The organism is Flavobacterium sp. MMS24-S5 (assembly GCF_050320125.1).
GTDB lineage: Bacteria > Bacteroidota > Bacteroidia > Flavobacteriales > Flavobacteriaceae > Flavobacterium > Flavobacterium tyrosinilyticum.
The window spans coordinates 4,919,385-4,936,460 of the sequence record NZ_CP190016.1 but is presented as its reverse complement, the minus strand read 5'-3'; the positions used below and the strand labels follow the sequence as shown (position 1 = coordinate 4,936,460).

Below are 17,076 nucleotides of genomic sequence, written 5' to 3'. Positions count from 1 at the left end.
ATTTTTACACTTGCAGCTTTACAAACCAACCAATTTTTAGAAATAAAAAAACTTATTTAAGTGAGAAATTCACTTTAGATTTTATATCTGTAGATGAAGCGCCAATAATCGCTTCGAAATCACCAGGTTCTGCAACCCAGTCATGTTTTTTATCGTCGAAGAAACTTAAAGCCGTTTTATCAATTGTAAACGTTACTGTTTTTTCTTCTCCAGCTTTAAGAGCAACTTTCTCAAAACCTTTCAATTCTTTTATCGGACGTGGCAATGAAGATTTCACATCTGTGATGTACAATTGCACTACTTCAGAACCTTCTCTGCTTCCTGTGTTTTTTACATTAACAGAAAATGTGATTTTATCTCCAGCGTTCATTTGTTTTTTGTCTGCTGTTACTTTTCCGTAAGCAAAAGTCGTGTAGCTTAAACCGTGTCCAAAAGAGAATAAAGGTTTGATTTTGTTTTTATCTGCCCAACGGTAACCTACAAAAATTCCTTCATTGTATTTTACTGAATCGCCTCCTGGAAATTCGCCTAAAGCGTGAGCTCCGTTATCCGCTAATTTTACTGGGAAAGTAAAAGATAATTTTCCTGACGGATTCACATCTCCCACCAAAACATTTGCTAAAGCATTTCCTGCCTCAGTTCCTAAAAACCATCCTTGAACAATTCCTGGAACTTCTTTAATCCAAGGCATTGCCACTGCATTTCCAGAAATATTTACGAAAACAATGTTTTTGTTTACTTTCGCTAATTCGCTAATTAATTTATCCTGACCATAAGATAAATTCAATTCTTTACGATCATGTCCTTCATCATCTTGATTTGGACTTTTATTTAATCCTCCAATAAAAAGAACAATATCTGCATCTTTAGCAACTTTTAAAGCTTCTGCCGTTAATTCAGCCTGCGGGCGTTTTTCTTCTAAACTTACTTTAGCTACAACGCCATTGTAGTTGCTTGTAGGATCTCCAACATAACCTCTTGCATAAACAATTTCAGCTTGATTTCCGATTCTTTTCTTTAAACCTTCTAGCGGAGTGATTTCATATCTTGCTTTAAGCGAAGAACTTCCTCCACCCACAGTCATCATTTTGATAGCATTTTCTCCAATTACAGCAATCTTTTTGGTTTTAGAAAGATTGATTGGAAGAATGTTATTGTTGTTTTGCAATAAAACAATTCCTTCTTCAGCAATTTTGCGTCCAGCAATAGCATGTTCTTCTGTTCCGAAAGATCCAAAAGGACGATTTCTATCCATTGTGGTCAAGAAAGACAAACGTAGAACACGACGTACTTTTTCGTCTAATTCTTTTGTTCCAATTTCTCCTTTTCTGATCATTTCGGAATATGGTTTTGCTAAGTAATAATTGTCATAAGCATTACTTGTTCCCCAAGAAAGTCCGTTTGTCCATGAACCAAATTCCATATCCAAACCATTGTGGATTGCTTGTTTGGTATCATTAACACCACCCCAATCTGAAACCACAACACCTTTGAAGCCCCACTCTCCACGAAGAATATCGTTTAACAAATATTCGTTATGGCAGCATTGCTGACCTTTGTATTTATTGTAAGCTCCCATAATCGACCAAACATCACCTTCTTGAACTGCAGCTTTAAAAGCTGGAAGATAAATTTCGTACAATGCGCGATCGTCAACAATTACGTCAACCGAGTTACGATTGGTTTCTTGATTGTTTAAAGCGAAATGCTTTACGCAGGCAGCAACTCCATTGGACTGAACTCCTTTAATATAAGGAACAACCATTTTTGAAGCCAAAAACGGATCTTCTCCCATATATTCGAAGTTACGTCCGTTTAATGGGCTTCTGTAAATGTTTACACCTGGCCCTAATAATACGTTTTTGTTACGGTAACGTGCCTCTTCTCCAATAGATTTACCATATAAAGAAGCCAATTCTTTGTTCCAAGTTGACGAAAGTGCTGTAAGTGCAGGAAAAGCAATACAAGAATCGTTTGTCCATCCTGCCTGATCCCATTCGTCCCATTTTACCTCAGTACGAATTCCGTGCTGGTCCATCAGTCATCCAGTTTTCTGGAATTCCAAGACGTTTTACACCTGGAGAACTAAATTTAGATTGCGCATGAATCATGGCAATTTTCTCTTCGGTAGTCATTCGTTTAAGCGCATCTTCTACACGCTCTTCAATCGGTTTTTTATCGTCTAGATAAACTGGAACTTTGTTCTGAGCATTCATTCCCGCAGAACTCAGTAAAAGTAAAACAACAATTGTTTTAACGTTTTTTAACATAACAGTAATAATTAAGCATTAGTTAGATAATATTATAAAGTCTATTATAAAAACTTTCTCTATCATATTGTAAAACTAAAACGTTATCGTACAAGTTACATTTTTAGATAGAAAAAAGTAGTGGTTTAAAAAATTAAAAAACTGATTTACAAATATTTAAAATAAAATCTATAGTAAAAAAAGTAGTGGTTTTAAAATAAATATTTACGCTTTCAAAGCCATCGAACCAATTTTCATGACCATTTCTTCGAAATCATTTCGCGAAACTGCAGCCTTATTTCGAGCTCGTGTGCGGTAGTTGTAAATTGTGCTTAAAGAATAACGTAAAAATGCTGCAATTTTAACACTGTCAGTAATTCCAAGTCTGATTAAAGCAAAAATTCGAAGTTCTGTATTTAGCAATTCATTTTGTTTTAAAACAATCTGTTCTTCTGGAATCAATAAAGCATTAAAATCTTTAACGAATGTGGGATATAAATTCAGAAAGATAATATCAAAATTCTTGTACAATTCTTCTAACTCATTATCAACCAAAGTAGTTGACTTTAGAATTTTATAAATTTCATCGAATTGTTTTGCCGTTGCTTTTTTGTTTAGAATAATGCGATAATTTTCCAATTTATTGATGTAAGTCGAACAAAGGTTGAAGAAATGCGCAATATATTCTTCTTTAACCAAATTAGATTCAGACAATTGCAGGTTGCTTTCCTGAAGCTGACTATTGGTTTCGGTAATATCTTTGTTTAATTCTGCCAATTTCTGACTGGTTTCAAAAAGTTCCGATTTAATTCTGGAAACCTTTTTCATCTGTACATACACATAAATAACCGCAACGATCAAAAACAGAGAAAGCAAACTGATGCAAAGTAAATAAATCTGTAATTCGCTTTTTCTCTGCGCTTCGCGCTCCTGATAAACGGTATTGATAATAGAATACACTTCTGACATCAATAAAGTTCTAAACTGTACATTGCAGTACAATGCATCTTCAATAGCAGATTGTGTGAGTTTATAAGCCATATCAACATCGCCAATTTCATAAAAAACCAATGCCAATTCTTGCAATGAAGCATTGTCTTTATTGGCATTTTTAAGATCTGAAGTAGCAGAAAGCGCGTAATACTTTTTTCTCGATTCTAAATCATGTGTAGCTTCGGCAATTTTTCCAAGCAAATAAGTAATCATCGCATATTGCGGACTTTCCTCATTTGTTTTATTTAATAAAACTAATAATTGTTTCTTGGGATCGTTGTATTTCTTATCACTAAAAATATCTTGCTGGATTCTATTAATTTGATAATCCAATGTATTCGGATTTAAAATACTTAATAATGAATCTCGATATTTTCCAATCTGTTTTCTGTATTCAGGGCTATAGCTGTTGGCCGCATAATGTTCAAAAAACTCTCGATACGAAATATAATAGTTGGGAAGTAATGAAGTGGCTATACTTTTTTTATTAATGCTTTTTAAAAGAGCTTCAGATTCACGATATTTTCCTGACGAAGAATAGAGCGTTACCAATTGCAATTGCGCTAAATTAAAGAGCTGTTTATCCTGAAGTTCTTCTGCAATTTTGAGGTTCTTTTTTACATATTGAATAGCAGAATCTGAATTTAATTTCTGATATTCTAAATACAGTGTTTTATTATAATTGTACTCCTGCTCTTTCGTAAGATTATCAGATTTTATTTTCTTGAAGTTCGCAATTCTTTCTTCTTTAATCTTTACGTAATGCTGTTTGTTTTTAATTGCTTCGTTTAATTCTTTTAAAATACTATCTGTACTTTCCGATGCAAAAAGAGGAAAGTTTAGGATAAGAAATAGAAATAAGTAATATTTTTTCAAAGCGATTTTAATATAAAGGAATTACAAATATAACAAAGCGAAAATATAAAAAATGAATTATTTCAACAGTGGTTATAATTAACCAAAAATAGAATTACAATCTTTATGATATAAATAATTTAGCAAACAGAACATCAATCCTATAAATAAATTTATAAAAGAAGAACTTTATCAAAGCTCTAAACTTTGACAAAGCTCCTCTAAAATTATATAAAATCTAAAGCGCAATCGGCGCCGCTAAACAGCTTTCTGGAATATCAAAAGCATTTACAAGAGCCACAGCATCGGGACGAATATCCCAACAAAGCTGATTTACTATTTTACGCACTGCTTTGGTTTTAACTGCTTCCATATAACCGTCTTCCAGATACCAAGCTTTATTTTTCTCGATTTGCGAAAGTGCATATAATTGATTCAGTTTCGTCAAAATGGCTTTTGAAGATTCATCTTCAACTGCTTTTATGGCAAGTTGAAATTGCTCTAAAACTATTCTTTCTAAATAGGCCTGAGCTACATCAATCATTTGGTGCTGAACGACATTAAACGCATCGTAAGGTTCTAATCCGCCGTCTATTAATTTCTTGATGCGTCGCGCTGCCGAAGCCAAAATTGTTTTTTCTCTGTGAACGAATGCCTGAAGATGAAATTCTCCATCTAACAAATGTTCGTCTTCTGTTCTTCGTGTCGCTATTGGGTTTTTCTCTGAAATAGCCGTTTTGGCGTTTTCATACACATAATTAATAATTCCTAACGAACCCATTTCTCCAAATGATTTTCTGAATTCGGCTAAACGGTTTTTAGCCACTAATTGCATCAATACAGTATTATCTCCTTCAAAAGTTGTGTAAATTTCGGTATCGTTTTTAAGCGCATCAATTCTGTTTTCAGACAAATAACCTTTTCCTCCGCACGCTTCTCTGCATTCTTGCAGAATATCTCTAGTACTCCAAGTAGAATACGATTTCATTCCCGCTGCTAAAGCTTCAATTTCTTGCATTTCGGCTTCAGTTCTGTTTAAAAATCTGTTGGTTAAATATTGTAATGCAAAATGAACTGCATACGTTTTAGCCAAATGTGGCAATAACCTGCGTTGGTGCATTCTGTAGTTTAAAATTGGAACCTCAGAACCTCCTTCTGGTTCAAATTGTTTTCTTTGGTCACTGTAGCGAATGGCAATTGTCAGTCCAGATTTTGCTGCAGCCAATGCTGAACGCGGAATCCCAATTCTACCTCCAACCAAAGTTCCTAACATGGTAAAAAATCGTCTGTTATCACTCGGAATAGGACTTTCGAATTCGCCTTTATCATTTACAGAAGCAAAACGATCCAGCATGTTTTCTTTCGGAATCACAACGTTATCAAAACTGATGGTTCCGTTATCAACGCCGTTTAATCCCATTTTATGACCACAATCGCCAATTGTTACTCCATTTACCACATTTCCGTTTGGATCTCGCAACGGCACCACAAAAGCATTCACACCATAGTCATGATCGTAAATAATTAATTTAGCAAAAACAGTTGCCATTTGCCCATGAACAGCTGCGTTTCCAATATATTCTTTTTGAGCGTTTTTATTGGGTGTATGAATCGTAAAAGTCTGATCATTATGGTTATAAGTTGCTGTAGTTTCCAAACCTTTTACGTTCGAATCCGTGATGTGTTTCAGTCATGGCAAAACAACCTGGAAGTTTCAGAGAACCAATATCTTTTAAATATTTAGCATAATGTTTTTCTGTTCCTAACGATTGGACGCTCATTCCCCAAAGTCCAAACTGAACACCAAATTTGATTACCAAGCTCAAATCATGATAACTCAACGTTTCCATAATAGCAAAATAATCTTCTACATTCCCTCCTCCTCCGTATTCCTTTGGGTATGCCATATTTCCCAGGTTTTCATCGGCTAAAATTTTGCACCATTTGTAAACGGTTTGTCTGAAAACATTAATATCTGTTGAAGTTTCATAAGCAAATTCAGGTCTGGAAATCACCGATTTTACTCTTTTGATTATAGCCGCTTCTTTTCCATCTAAAATTTGAGTGATTTTCTGAATATCAAAACTTGCGTCGGTATGAGAATTGGCCGTAAAAGAACCAGCTTTAGTTTTGAAGTTTTGAAGCGCTTCTTCTCCTAAAATTCCTAAATCATTTTCTAGTTTTTTGAAATCTGATTCGATTGGCGTTAAATCCAAATCGTTTCCTGAAAGCGCTTTTGCAATATCAAAAATCGACTTGATCGAAGATTTGTCCTGAATACTTGTTTCAATATCCAATTTCCATTGTGTGAGTTCATTTCGCGAAGGCGGATTCGAAATATCTAGTTTAGAAAGCAGATATTCTTTTTCTTCTTCAGATAAAACATTTAACGAATTTATAAACTCTTTTAAAGTTGCAAATTCTTTCTGAGTCAATAAATCATCTGACCACACTAAATAAAACAACGGAGTAAAGGCTTGAAGTTTGGTATTTTTCATATCAATAGTATTCGGTTTAGAAATAGTTTTTTTTAGCCACGAATTCACGATTTTTTTTAATCTAGTTTTTTTTAAAATAATTCGTGAATTCGTGGCTATCTTTTATTTACGCGTTATTGCATAAAAAAACAGGAATGAAAAATACTCATTCCTGTTTAAACATCCTGTTAAGGTTCTTATAATTTTCGATTTTAAACCAATAAAAAATATGAAAACTAACCCTTATGAACCTTTGGATATTGAGGTCATTTTTTGCTTAATCGCAAAAATATGATGTGAATTAAAAACTAACACTGCGGTAAAAATGATACCATATGCTGTAATTTGTAAAGGTGTAATGTTTTCTCTGAAAAAGAAGGCCGCCAAACCAAATGCAATCATCGGATTGATGTTTAATAACATTCCAACTGTTGAAGAATTGATTCCAGAAAGTGCATACAAATTCAGGAAAAGCGGAATAATTGTAAACAAAATTGCAATTGTCTCGATACAGAAATAGAATTTAAACTCTGTTGGAACTGGACACTCCGTAACTTGGATAAAATGGCAATAAACATAATGCTGATAAGGTTATATGAAAAGTTAAAACAATAAACTTATCAAACCCTCTGTTGGCACGCTGACTTACCAAATAAGCCGCATAGGTTAAACCAATAATAATACTGAACAGCATATCCATTATATCACTGTAAGAAAGCAATATACATCCTGAAATACTTAATCCTACAGAAAGCCATTGTGTTTTAAGCAGTTTTTCTTTCAGTATAAAATAAGCCAATAAAGTCGTTAAAATGGGGCAAACCAAATAAGCTAGAGAAGCCGCTTTTACGCTTACATGATTTACTACATATATAAATGTAAACCAATTGGCCATTAAAAATGCGCTTCCGCCAATATTCAGAAGAATCGATTTTCTTTTTTCTGATTTTGGCATAGCTTTAAAAATCTCAACGGTTTCTCTTATTTGTTTTCTTTTAAATAAAAAAGCAATTAAAAGCATTAAGCCCGCACAACTAAAAACACGAAAAAACAAAATATCTAATGAAGGATATTCGTGTATTGGCTTTAAAACCAAACTAAAAAGTCCCCATATAATAAAGGCCGGAATCGCCGCGATATAATATTTTGTTGTCTTCACAAACTTGCTTTTTGAAATTGTTCTGTTTTGATTTGGCAAATTTCTTAAAAATAAAACAGCAATACAGATACAGTTTTTGTAAATTGCAGCATAACAGTTTTTATTTTATGAAAAATTCGAATTACTTATATCTTCAATTTGCTGACCGAATCGAGAAACAGATTAAATCGGGCGTTTTAAACGTTGGCGATAAACTGCCTTCTATACGCGAAGTCTGCGCAGAAACAGGTTACAGTATGAGTACCGTAAGTAAAGCCTATTACGAAATTGAGAGCCGTTCTCTTATCGAATCCCGACCGCAATCTGGTTATTATGTGAGTAATATTTCTGCTCGAGTAATTGCTGAACCTTCAGCAAGCAAACCGCAATTAAGCCTAGAAAACATTGAACGCGAAGATTTAATCGATTTGGTTTACGGCGATATGCGAACTAAAGATGTTACCATGCTTTCGCTTGGTTTTCCGTCCAATGAATTACTTCCGATTGCTAAACTGAATAAAGGAATGGTTCAGGCAATGCGACAATTACCAAACAGCGGAACGAGTTATGAGGAAATTCAAGGAAATAGCAATTTAAGAAAAGAAATTGCGCGATGGTCGTTTACATGGGGAGGTTCTCTAACCGAAGAGGATATTATCACTACTCCAGGCTGTATTTCTGCTATTTCAGATTGCTTATTAACACTGACTAAACCGGGAGATACGATTATTACAGAAAGTCCAGTTTATTTTGGAATCCTGCAATTGGCTCGATCTCTAGGCTTATATGTAATGGAACTTCCTACCAATATGACGACAGGAATCGAATTGGAAGCGGTCAAAAAAACACTTTCTACCAATAAGGTAAAAGCTTGCGTTTTGATGAGTAATTTTAGTAATCCGTCGGGAAGCATGCTGCCAAATGAACATAAAAAAGAAATTGTTCGTTTGATGGATTTCTACAATGTTCCACTAATTGAAGACGATATTCATGGCGATCTATACTTTGGTACAAGTCGACCAACTAATTGCAAAACTTATGATGAAAGCGGCATTGTTTTGTGTTGCAGTTCTGTTTCTAAAACTTTAGCGCCAGGTTATCGAGTGGGTTGGGTTTCGCCAGGAAAATTTAAAAAAGAGGTTTTAAGAACAAAATTATATCATACTATTTCTAACACCACTATTACACATGAAGTGGTTGGAGATTTCTTGAAAAATGGCCGTTATGAGAATCATCTGAGAAAAATTCGCCAGATTTTAAATCGAAATTGCACTAATTACATCAATACCGTTTTGGAATCTTTTCCAGCGGGAACAAAAGTAAGCCAGCCTCAAGGCGGTTTCTTTCTTTGGGTAGAATTGGATAAAAAAATCGATACCGCGGCTTTTTATCATTTAGCTCTGAAACACAATATTAGTATTGCGCCAGGGAGGATTTTTTCCTTTCAGAATCAATTTTCAAATTGCATGCGATTGAGTTTTGGACTGCCTTGGTCTAATGAGTTGAGAACTGCTATTCAGACATTGGGGAGATTGGCGAAGCAACTCTAGACTCCAAAATTATGTGTTTAAATAATAAAAAAACTGGACAGCGCAACTACACACTGTCCAGCCAACAATTAAAAGCAGACCAAAATTAATTAGTTATAAGACAAAATAAGCGTCTTTTTCGACTTTCTTAGGCTCGTCTTTTAAATCAAATTCTTTCAGGATATCAAATTCGCTTTGATATTCGTTTAGCATTTGTTTAATATTTTTTTCAATTGTATTTGCAATTGCAGTAACTGGAGTATCTGTTGGTCTGTTTTCAAACGGATCTTGCAAATGAATCGCCATTCTTTCGATCAAAAAGAAAGCAGCTCCAATAGCAGTAATCAACGGAATTGCAAACCAGCTTAAAACGCTCGTTAGTCCGAAAGGCAATAGAAAAATGAACAAACACAAAGTCAATCTAATGTACATACTGTAGGTTGTTGGGAAAATCGTATTTTTAATTCGCTCACATTTCCCCATTTCATCACATAATCTAGACAGAGTATTATCGATTTCAACTTGCTGATACATGTTAATTTTCTTTTCGTTTTTAGCAGTTCGTAAATCTCTTGCATGTAGCATCAAAATTGCATTTGGAACGTTTTGATGATTTTTGATGTATCTGATTTCTTCTTCGCTAATTAAGCCTTCAATTGGTTGTATTGCATCTCTATTTCGAAGTGACTGACCTAAACTGTAACACCAAGCAATTTGCCTTTTAGCAAAATTTTCTTTGAATTCGCTTGCTCCAACAGAGAAATCTGGATCTTCGTAAAACGTTAAAACCTGACGAATCAAAGTTCTGGAGTCGTTTACAACAGCGCCCCAAACAATTCGTGCCTCCCACCATCTGTCATAAGCTTGATTTGATTTAAAAGCTAACAGTAAGGAAATTATGGTTCCAATCATGGTCGGAATAGCAATCGGGATATCTACAGGAAGATTGATGAAATAATGATGAAAAATCTCAAATAGTATGGTATATGCTAATACCAATACAATTTCTACTTTAATTTTCCCGAGAACGTACTTCATTGGTATTCTTTTCTTTAATAACATATTTTCGGTTTTAAATTAAATTAATATTCTTTAAGAGGCTAAGATTCTAAGTTTCTAAGATGCTAAGAATTAAAAAGCTTAGAGACTTAGTGTCTTAGGAACTTAGAATCTCAGAAATCAAACCATCTCTTCGTACAATGAAAGAACAGGAAGACCTAGTTTTTCATTGACATTTTCTTTTTTCGATTTTTTAAATTTGATTTTTTCGCCTTTTCTGGTTTCTACCAACATATCAATATTATGTTTAGAAATGGCTTCTGATAAGAATGGAGCGACTTTTTCGTAGTCGTCTTCAAAACTGGCAGTTTGACTTACAATCTCAAAAGAGAAATTGGCGCTCAAAAAATCTTGAACATCTTTTACATGAATGTTCATACTAGAATTTTCTACGTAAAGTGCTTTATGGAAAACTTCTTTATTAATCTCTGTGCTTAAATGTAGAATTGGGCATTTCTGATTTCCTGCCAATTGCACCAAATACTGATGAATTCTTTTGGTTTCTTGTTTATAAGAATGGGTAAGAATGACCAATTTGACTGAAAAAGCTTCAATTAGCCTTTTAAAAATCGGTGCTGAAAGTCCGTATTGGTTGTGGACTTTTAATTTTATGTTTGAAGTGTGTTCAACAATATAGCGGCAGGTTTCTAGAACTTCTTCCTGACTTCTGGTAAGTCCAGATTTCATTTCTCTCAAAAAACCAGAAGAAGAAAACGTATCGGGCGCTTCTGAAACTAATACTAAAATAATTTCTGATTCCGTATTTTTGGACTGATTCACCGCAGATTTAACAGCAGAGATTGTATCATCTTTTAAAGTCGTAGGTATAAGAAAGTTTTTCATAAGTACATCTTTTAGTTTATACTTACAAAATAACTGTCCGCAAATTAGACCTTAATTAATCTAAAATTAGAATTTTCTAAAATTAAACATTAGATTTTTTAATGTTGCCTTTTTTAAAGATAATCGTGACAATTGTTCCTTTATTTTGCTCCGATTGCACTTGAAGTTCGCCATCATGCATTCTAATGATTTTAGATGCTAACGGAAGTCCCAAACCATATCCTATATACTTGGCAGCGATTTTACCTCTAAAGAAAGGCTCGTACAAATGCGGAATATCCTCAGGCGGAATTCCGATTCCGATATCATTAATCGATATTTTAATCATTTCTTTATTAGCAGAAAGACTCACAAACACTTCATTGTTATCAGAATACTTTACACCATTGGTAATAATATTATTGATTGCCAATTCTAAAAGCGGTTTATTGCATGGCAGCAATAATAGATTAGAATCTTCTGGAGCAAAATTAAGTCTAATGCTTACGCGATTGTCTGGATAAATTTTATCCAAATCTGATTTTACATCCAATAACAATTCATCCATTCGAGCAATATCAGACACTTGTTTTTGTCCGTCATAACCCGTTTGAGTCAATTTCAGCAAGCTTTCCGTCAAATTTCCTAATCTTGAAGCCTGACTGTAGATGTTTTGCAGCGACTCTATATATTCTTGTTGCTCTCTTTCTTTCAGCAGCATAATTTCTGCTTCGGCAATAATAGTTGTAATTGGCGTTTTTAATTCGTGAGAGGCATTATTAATAAAGTTGGCTTGGATTTCAAAAGACGTTTCCAAACGATCCAGCATATTATTAAAAGTATTGGTCAAATCTGAAATTTCATCAGAATTTTTAACTTCAGGCAAACGATTATGAAGATTAGAAGCACTAATTCTTTTTACTTCTTTTGTAATTCTTGCCACCGGATCGACAACACGTTTTGCTAAAAATCGCCCTAAAAGAAAAGCCAGAATCACAAAACCGATTCCGCCAAAAAGCATAATTTTAACAATGTAAACGGTTGTATCTTTTCCTTTTCGATCTCTCGCGCCAACAATTACAATATATTTTTGATTGTTTTCTTGAAAAATCTGTCCCAAATAATATTTGTTATCTCTTTCAAAAGAATCTTTTCCTGTTCTTAAAATATTGGTATAAAAAGAGTTTGGAAGATTTAGATTGGTATTGTAATCAAAACTATTGTGGCTGTTGATTTTCAATACATATTCTTCTTCCTCGATCAATTCTTCAAGACCATTCTTTTTAAGGTTCTTATAATATTTGATCTTTTCTGGGTCTTTTTGAAAATGAATAGAAGAAACAATTTTTGCTCTATCGTCCAGACGCTTCAAAAAATGATATCGATTGTTTTCTCTAAACAAGAAAAACACGATGATACACAATAGCGAAGTACTAAAGGTAGAAAGGGCAACATAATTAAAAGTAATTTTTTTTCTAATATCCATATTATGGTTTTATAACATACCCCAAACCTTTCATAGTATGAATAAGTTTAGACGAATAAGGCTTATCTATCTTTCTTCTTAAGTATGTAATATAGACATCAACAACGTTGGTATTCATATCAAAATTAATATCCCAAACATTATCCAAAATCTGATCGCGCGATACGATTCTGCCTGTGTTTTTAGCCAAATAATATAAAAGTTTGAATTCTTTGGCAGTTAAAATGATGTTTTCTCCATCTCTTTTAACGGTTTTGGCGCGTCCGTTTATTTCTAAATCAGCAATTGTGATCGTATCTATTTTCTCTGTTTCCTGTTGCGACCTTCTGTATAGCGCATTTACTCTGGCATCTAATTCGCCAAATTTAAAAGGCTTAACCAAGTAATCGTCGGCACCAGCATTTAATCCTGTTACAATGTTTTCTGAAGTTCCTAAAGCTGTTAAAAGTAAAATTGGCACAAAGTTTTTTGCTGCGCGAAGTCTTCTGCAAATTTCAATTCCATTAACATCCGGAAGCATAACATCCAAAATTACTACATCGAAAGTATAATTATGAATCATCTCCATAGCCGTTTTACCGTCCATTGCAACGCTTACTTCATTATTATTTTCTGCAAATCCTTTTCTTAATATTGATAATAGATTTGGTTCGTCTTCAACTATAAGTAATTTCATCTTAAGAAGTTTGTATATACAACAAAAATAAGAATACAATTTAACATAATTTGGCACATCAATACAAATTATGATTTAATTATGAAGAATCAAAAAAGCAGACACGATAGCCTGCTTTTTGATATTATTTTGCACTTAAAGTTTCTGATTCCTAATTTTTGAGATTAAAAAGTCTCTCCAGCATTCAAATAGAATCCTTTAGAATTGTTCCCCCAAGCATAATCCAAAATCAGATTTGTTTTGGAAGCTTTATCAATTAAGATTCTCAAACCAATACCTGCCGCTGGTTGTATTGATTTAAATAATTTTAAATCATTATCAGAATTACTGGCTGTCACAAAATTGGTAAAAACCGTACCGCTTAACAATTGATTGCATGTAATGGGAAACCTAAATTCTGTTGACAAATAAACCAACCCATTTCCTCTAAATAACCCCTGTGTATACCCTTCTCCGCTCCTGCTCCGCTGATCCCAGCCAATTGCAGGAAGATTTAAATACGGAACTTTCCCTCTAGTCACAAATTGCCCATACGTCCAAATAGCTAAAATATAATGCGGATTTTTATGAGAAACAGGAATAAAATGGCGGTATTCTGCAAATAGAACATTGCTGTAATCTTGATTATTAAACAGCACTGGATTAAATCTATAGTTAATATTGGCAAACCAACCTTTTGATGCATTTACTTGATTATCACGAGAATCATGAACCAGATTCAGGCTAACTCCATTTAAAAAATATTCAGAATTATCAAATCCATATTTTTGGCTGTAATCGTAATGATAGGTATATTTTCCGTTTGTAACATCCAATTCCTCATCTTGTATCCTTGAGTACCAGTCAATATTAATCCCCCCTCCGATATAGTAATTCTCTTTAACCTCAAAAGAAACTGTTTGATGGAACTTTAGATAATTATAATCCATTGCCTGAGCAAGAGAATCTACACTAAAACCTGGAGGGCGGTCACGTCTGGGCGGAATAATATCGGTTCCTAAACCATAATTAGATTGCGAAAACAAATACAATCGATAATCTCCACTCAAAAAGATTTTATTATTCTTCAGTAGAATATTGTTTTTAATATTAACCAGCCACTGATTTTTTACCGTATAAGTAATTCCTACGTTGGCAATTGAATATTTGTCTTTTTCTTCTTTTCCTTTAAAGGTATACTGAGCCACAGCACCAAAAAAGAAACCTGTTGCAGGCTGTGAACCAATTGCGGGAATTAATAAAAAGAAATTGTTCTTTGTGGGTTTAACAACCAAAGCATCGTCTTTTTTCTTAAAAAGATCAAATAATGTTTTAGGAGGACAGATTGTTGGAGTTTCAATTTCAGGATTTTTAATTTCCTCTTGAGCAGATAAATTAAAAGAAATAAGAAGTAATAATCCTAAGATTTTAGACTTGTATTGACCGGCATTATTTTTTAAAAAAATCACCATTACAAAGTTTTGTTTTAGGAAACGAGATTCAATCCTCTTGTAAATATAAGTCTTATTTTCAACATCTTACAAACTAAAACTAATTAATTCAAAAATATTTTAACAAAAAAAGCCGTCAAAAATAAATTTGACGGCTTAGAGATATTATCTTAAAATACTATTTAGTAATAAACTTTGGGTGAATTAAGTTCTCTAGAGAATAAATTTCATCCCATTTTTCTTGAGTGATTAGTTTTCGTTCTAAAACAGCAATTTGATGCACGCTTTTACCCGTTTTTAACGCTTCTCCAGCAATACTTGCACTTTCTTCGTAACCAATAATCGGATTCAATTGGGTTACAATTCCGATGCTATTCATAACCATATTATAGCAATGATCAACGTTTGCTGTGATTCCGTTGATACATTTATCAATTAAAGTCTGAATCGCATTTGAAAGATAATCTAACGAAGTAAACATCGCAAAAGCAATAACAGGCTCCATTACATTCAATTGCAATTGCCCTGCTTCTGCTGCCATTGTAACCGTTAAATCTTGCCCAATCACATAAAAACAAGTCTGATTGACCACTTCTGGAATTACCGGATTTACTTTTCCTGGCATAATAGACGAACCGGGTTGGCGTGCAGGAAGATTAATCTCATTTAAACCCGTTCTTGGCCCAGAACTTAGTAAACGTAAATCATTACAGATTTTAGAAATCTTCACCGCAGAACGCTTTAATGTTCCCATAATCTGAACGTAAGCGCCTGTGTCTACCGTTGCTTCAATCAAATCTGGCGAAAGCGTTAAAGGAATTCCAACCTCATCTGCCAAATATTTTACGCAGATTTCTGGATAACCTTCTGGAGCATTTACTTTTGTTCCAATCGCTGTTGCGCCCATATTAATTTCCAACAATAATTCCTGAGCATTTTTCAAACGCTGAATATCTTCGCCAATTGTTGTCGCGTAAGCTTTAAACTCTTGTCCTAAAGTCATAGGAACTGCGTCTTGCAATTGTGTTCTTCCCATTTTTAAAACTTCTTTAAACTCCTCGCCTTTTTTAGCGAAAGCAACTTCTAGACCGGCTAAAGTTTTAATAAAAGTTTCCATTTTCAAGTACAATGCAATTCTAAATGCCGATGGATATGCGTCGTTTGTAGACTGAGAACAGTTTACATGATTATTGGGATGAAGAAAATTGTATTCTCCTTTTTTATGACCTAAATATTCTAGTCCGATATTGGCAATAACTTCGTTTGCATTCATGTTTACAGAAGTTCCTGCGCCACCCTGAATTAAATCACTCACAAATTCTTGATCAAATTTACCAGCAATAACCTGATCGCTTCCGTAACAAATTGCTTCTGCTATTTTTGCATCAATAGCCCCACAATCTTTGTTGGCTAAAGCTGCAGCCTTTTTACATATCCTAAAGCTTTGATAAATAAAGGTTCTTTTGAAATCGGAATTCCTGTGATGTTGAAATTCTCCACAGCTCTAAAAGTCTGGATTCCGTAGTATAAATGATTCGGAATTTCTAATTCTCCTAAAAAATCATGTTCCTTTCTTGTTGGTTCCATATAATAAAAATTGATATGTTTTAACTTAAAAAATAAGTGTAAAGCTACAGCATTTTATGGATTAAAAATGAGAATGGAATCAAAATCATTTATAATTTGTTCGCATTTTTCTATGGTAAATTATTACCTTTTCACCTTCAAATAATTATCGAAAAAGGTTGAAAAAAGAAAGCGAATATTTTCTTGATAAAGAATACAATACGATTGTTTACGCCAAAGATGATCTTAATTTTAAAGACTTCGAATGCTGTGTTTTTAATAATTGTAACTTTTCTGCCTGCACTTTTTTGGCCGTTACTTTTATCGATTGTGTTTTTAATGACTGTATTTTTAGTGAAGCAAAAATTAATTATGTCGCTTTTAGAACCGTAACTTTTAATCGTTGCGAAATTAAAGAAGTGAATTTTGCCATGTGTGACAAGCTTATTTTTGAAGTTCGCTTTAATGATTGCATCCTTGACTTTTCTAAGTTTTATACTTTAAAATTAAAAGGAACTCCGTTTATAAATTGCAGTTTAATAGCGGTAGATTTTATGGCCGCTGATTTAACCAACGTAATTTTCGATAATTGCGATTTATACCGTTCCGAATTCAACAAAGCAATCGCCAACAAAGCTGATTTTAAAACGAGTTTTAATTATACTATTGATCCTTCTAAAACGAAATTGAAAAAAGCTGTTTTTTCTTTGAATGAAGTGAAAGGATTATTATTTAAGCATGATGTGGTAGTGAGTTAACTTTTTTCTTTATGACACTAAAACTTAATATTATACAT

General features: G+C 33.6%; 12 protein-coding genes and 2 pseudogenes. 2 read left to right on the top strand and 12 right to left on the bottom strand.

Annotated elements, in window-relative coordinates; translation table 11 throughout:
- Positions 1–52: 52 nt before the first annotated feature.
- The 6 genes and pseudogenes from ACPWTF_RS22735 to ACPWTF_RS22710 form a co-directional block, all read right to left on the bottom strand.
- A pseudogene (locus ACPWTF_RS22735) lies at positions 53–2,270 on the bottom strand (glycoside hydrolase family 3 C-terminal domain-containing protein).
- A 204-nt stretch (positions 2,271–2,474) separates the two neighbouring features.
- Complete coding sequence (locus ACPWTF_RS22730) at positions 2,475–4,118, bottom strand: DUF6377 domain-containing protein (RefSeq protein WP_427873261.1); 1,644 nt, start codon at positions 4,116–4,118, stop codon at positions 2,475–2,477.
- Positions 4,119–4,335: 217 nt separating this feature from the next.
- Complete coding sequence (locus tag ACPWTF_RS22725; RefSeq protein WP_427873260.1) at positions 4,336–5,754, bottom strand: acyl-CoA dehydrogenase; 1,419 nt, start codon at positions 5,752–5,754, stop codon at positions 4,336–4,338.
- Positions 5,732–6,595 (bottom strand): acyl-CoA dehydrogenase family protein, encoded by an 864-nt coding sequence (locus ACPWTF_RS22720; RefSeq protein ID WP_427873258.1) that lies wholly within the window; start codon positions 6,593–6,595, stop codon positions 5,732–5,734. The genes ACPWTF_RS22725 and ACPWTF_RS22720 overlap by 23 nt, the downstream gene beginning before the upstream one ends.
- 222 nt (positions 6,596–6,817) lie before the next feature.
- The gene (locus ACPWTF_RS22715; protein WP_427875780.1) at positions 6,818–7,036 is read right to left on the bottom strand and encodes an EamA family transporter; all 219 of its coding nucleotides are present in this window, start codon (positions 7,034–7,036) and stop codon (positions 6,818–6,820) included.
- 61 nt (positions 7,037–7,097) lie between these two features.
- Positions 7,098–7,733, bottom strand: coding sequence for an EamA family transporter (locus ACPWTF_RS22710; protein ID WP_427873257.1), 636 nt, complete (start codon positions 7,731–7,733; stop codon positions 7,098–7,100).
- 107 nt (positions 7,734–7,840) lie between these two features.
- On the opposite strand from ACPWTF_RS22710, the gene ACPWTF_RS22705 reads away from it, so the two are divergent.
- Positions 7,841–9,262 carry a PLP-dependent aminotransferase family protein gene (locus tag ACPWTF_RS22705; protein WP_320492686.1) on the top strand — a complete coding sequence of 474 codons (1,422 nt, stop codon included), beginning with the start codon at positions 7,841–7,843 and terminating at the stop codon, positions 9,260–9,262.
- Between the two features lie 93 nt (positions 9,263–9,355).
- Here ACPWTF_RS22705 and ACPWTF_RS22700 read toward each other — a convergent pair whose 3' ends face one another.
- The 6 genes and pseudogenes from ACPWTF_RS22700 to aspA form a co-directional block, all read right to left on the bottom strand.
- Positions 9,356–10,303 carry a bestrophin family protein gene (locus ACPWTF_RS22700; protein WP_379800245.1) on the bottom strand — a complete coding sequence of 316 codons (948 nt, stop codon included), beginning with the start codon at positions 10,301–10,303 and terminating at the stop codon, positions 9,356–9,358.
- Positions 10,304–10,420: 117 nt separating this feature from the next.
- Complete coding sequence (locus tag ACPWTF_RS22695; protein ID WP_095927632.1) at positions 10,421–11,143, bottom strand: hypothetical protein; 723 nt, start codon at positions 11,141–11,143, stop codon at positions 10,421–10,423.
- A gap of 82 nt (positions 11,144–11,225) precedes the next feature.
- Positions 11,226–12,608 (bottom strand): HAMP domain-containing sensor histidine kinase, encoded by a 1,383-nt coding sequence (locus ACPWTF_RS22690; protein WP_248726433.1) that lies wholly within the window; start codon positions 12,606–12,608, stop codon positions 11,226–11,228.
- A 1-nt stretch (position 12,609) separates the two neighbouring features.
- A complete protein-coding gene (locus ACPWTF_RS22685; RefSeq protein WP_250835739.1) occupies positions 12,610–13,284 on the bottom strand; it encodes a response regulator transcription factor in 675 nt (224 codons plus the stop codon).
- A 164-nt stretch (positions 13,285–13,448) separates the two neighbouring features.
- Positions 13,449–14,735, bottom strand: coding sequence for a BamA/TamA family outer membrane protein (locus tag ACPWTF_RS22680; RefSeq protein WP_427873256.1), 1,287 nt, complete (start codon positions 14,733–14,735; stop codon positions 13,449–13,451).
- Positions 14,736–14,892: 157 nt separating this feature from the next.
- Positions 14,893–16,301, bottom strand: a pseudogene (gene aspA / locus ACPWTF_RS22675) (aspartate ammonia-lyase).
- Positions 16,302–16,459: 158 nt separating this feature from the next.
- Between aspA and ACPWTF_RS22670 the strand changes: the two are divergent.
- Complete coding sequence (locus ACPWTF_RS22670; protein ID WP_427873255.1) at positions 16,460–17,038, top strand: pentapeptide repeat-containing protein; 579 nt, start codon at positions 16,460–16,462, stop codon at positions 17,036–17,038.
- The last annotated feature ends 38 nt before the right edge of the window (positions 17,039–17,076 follow it).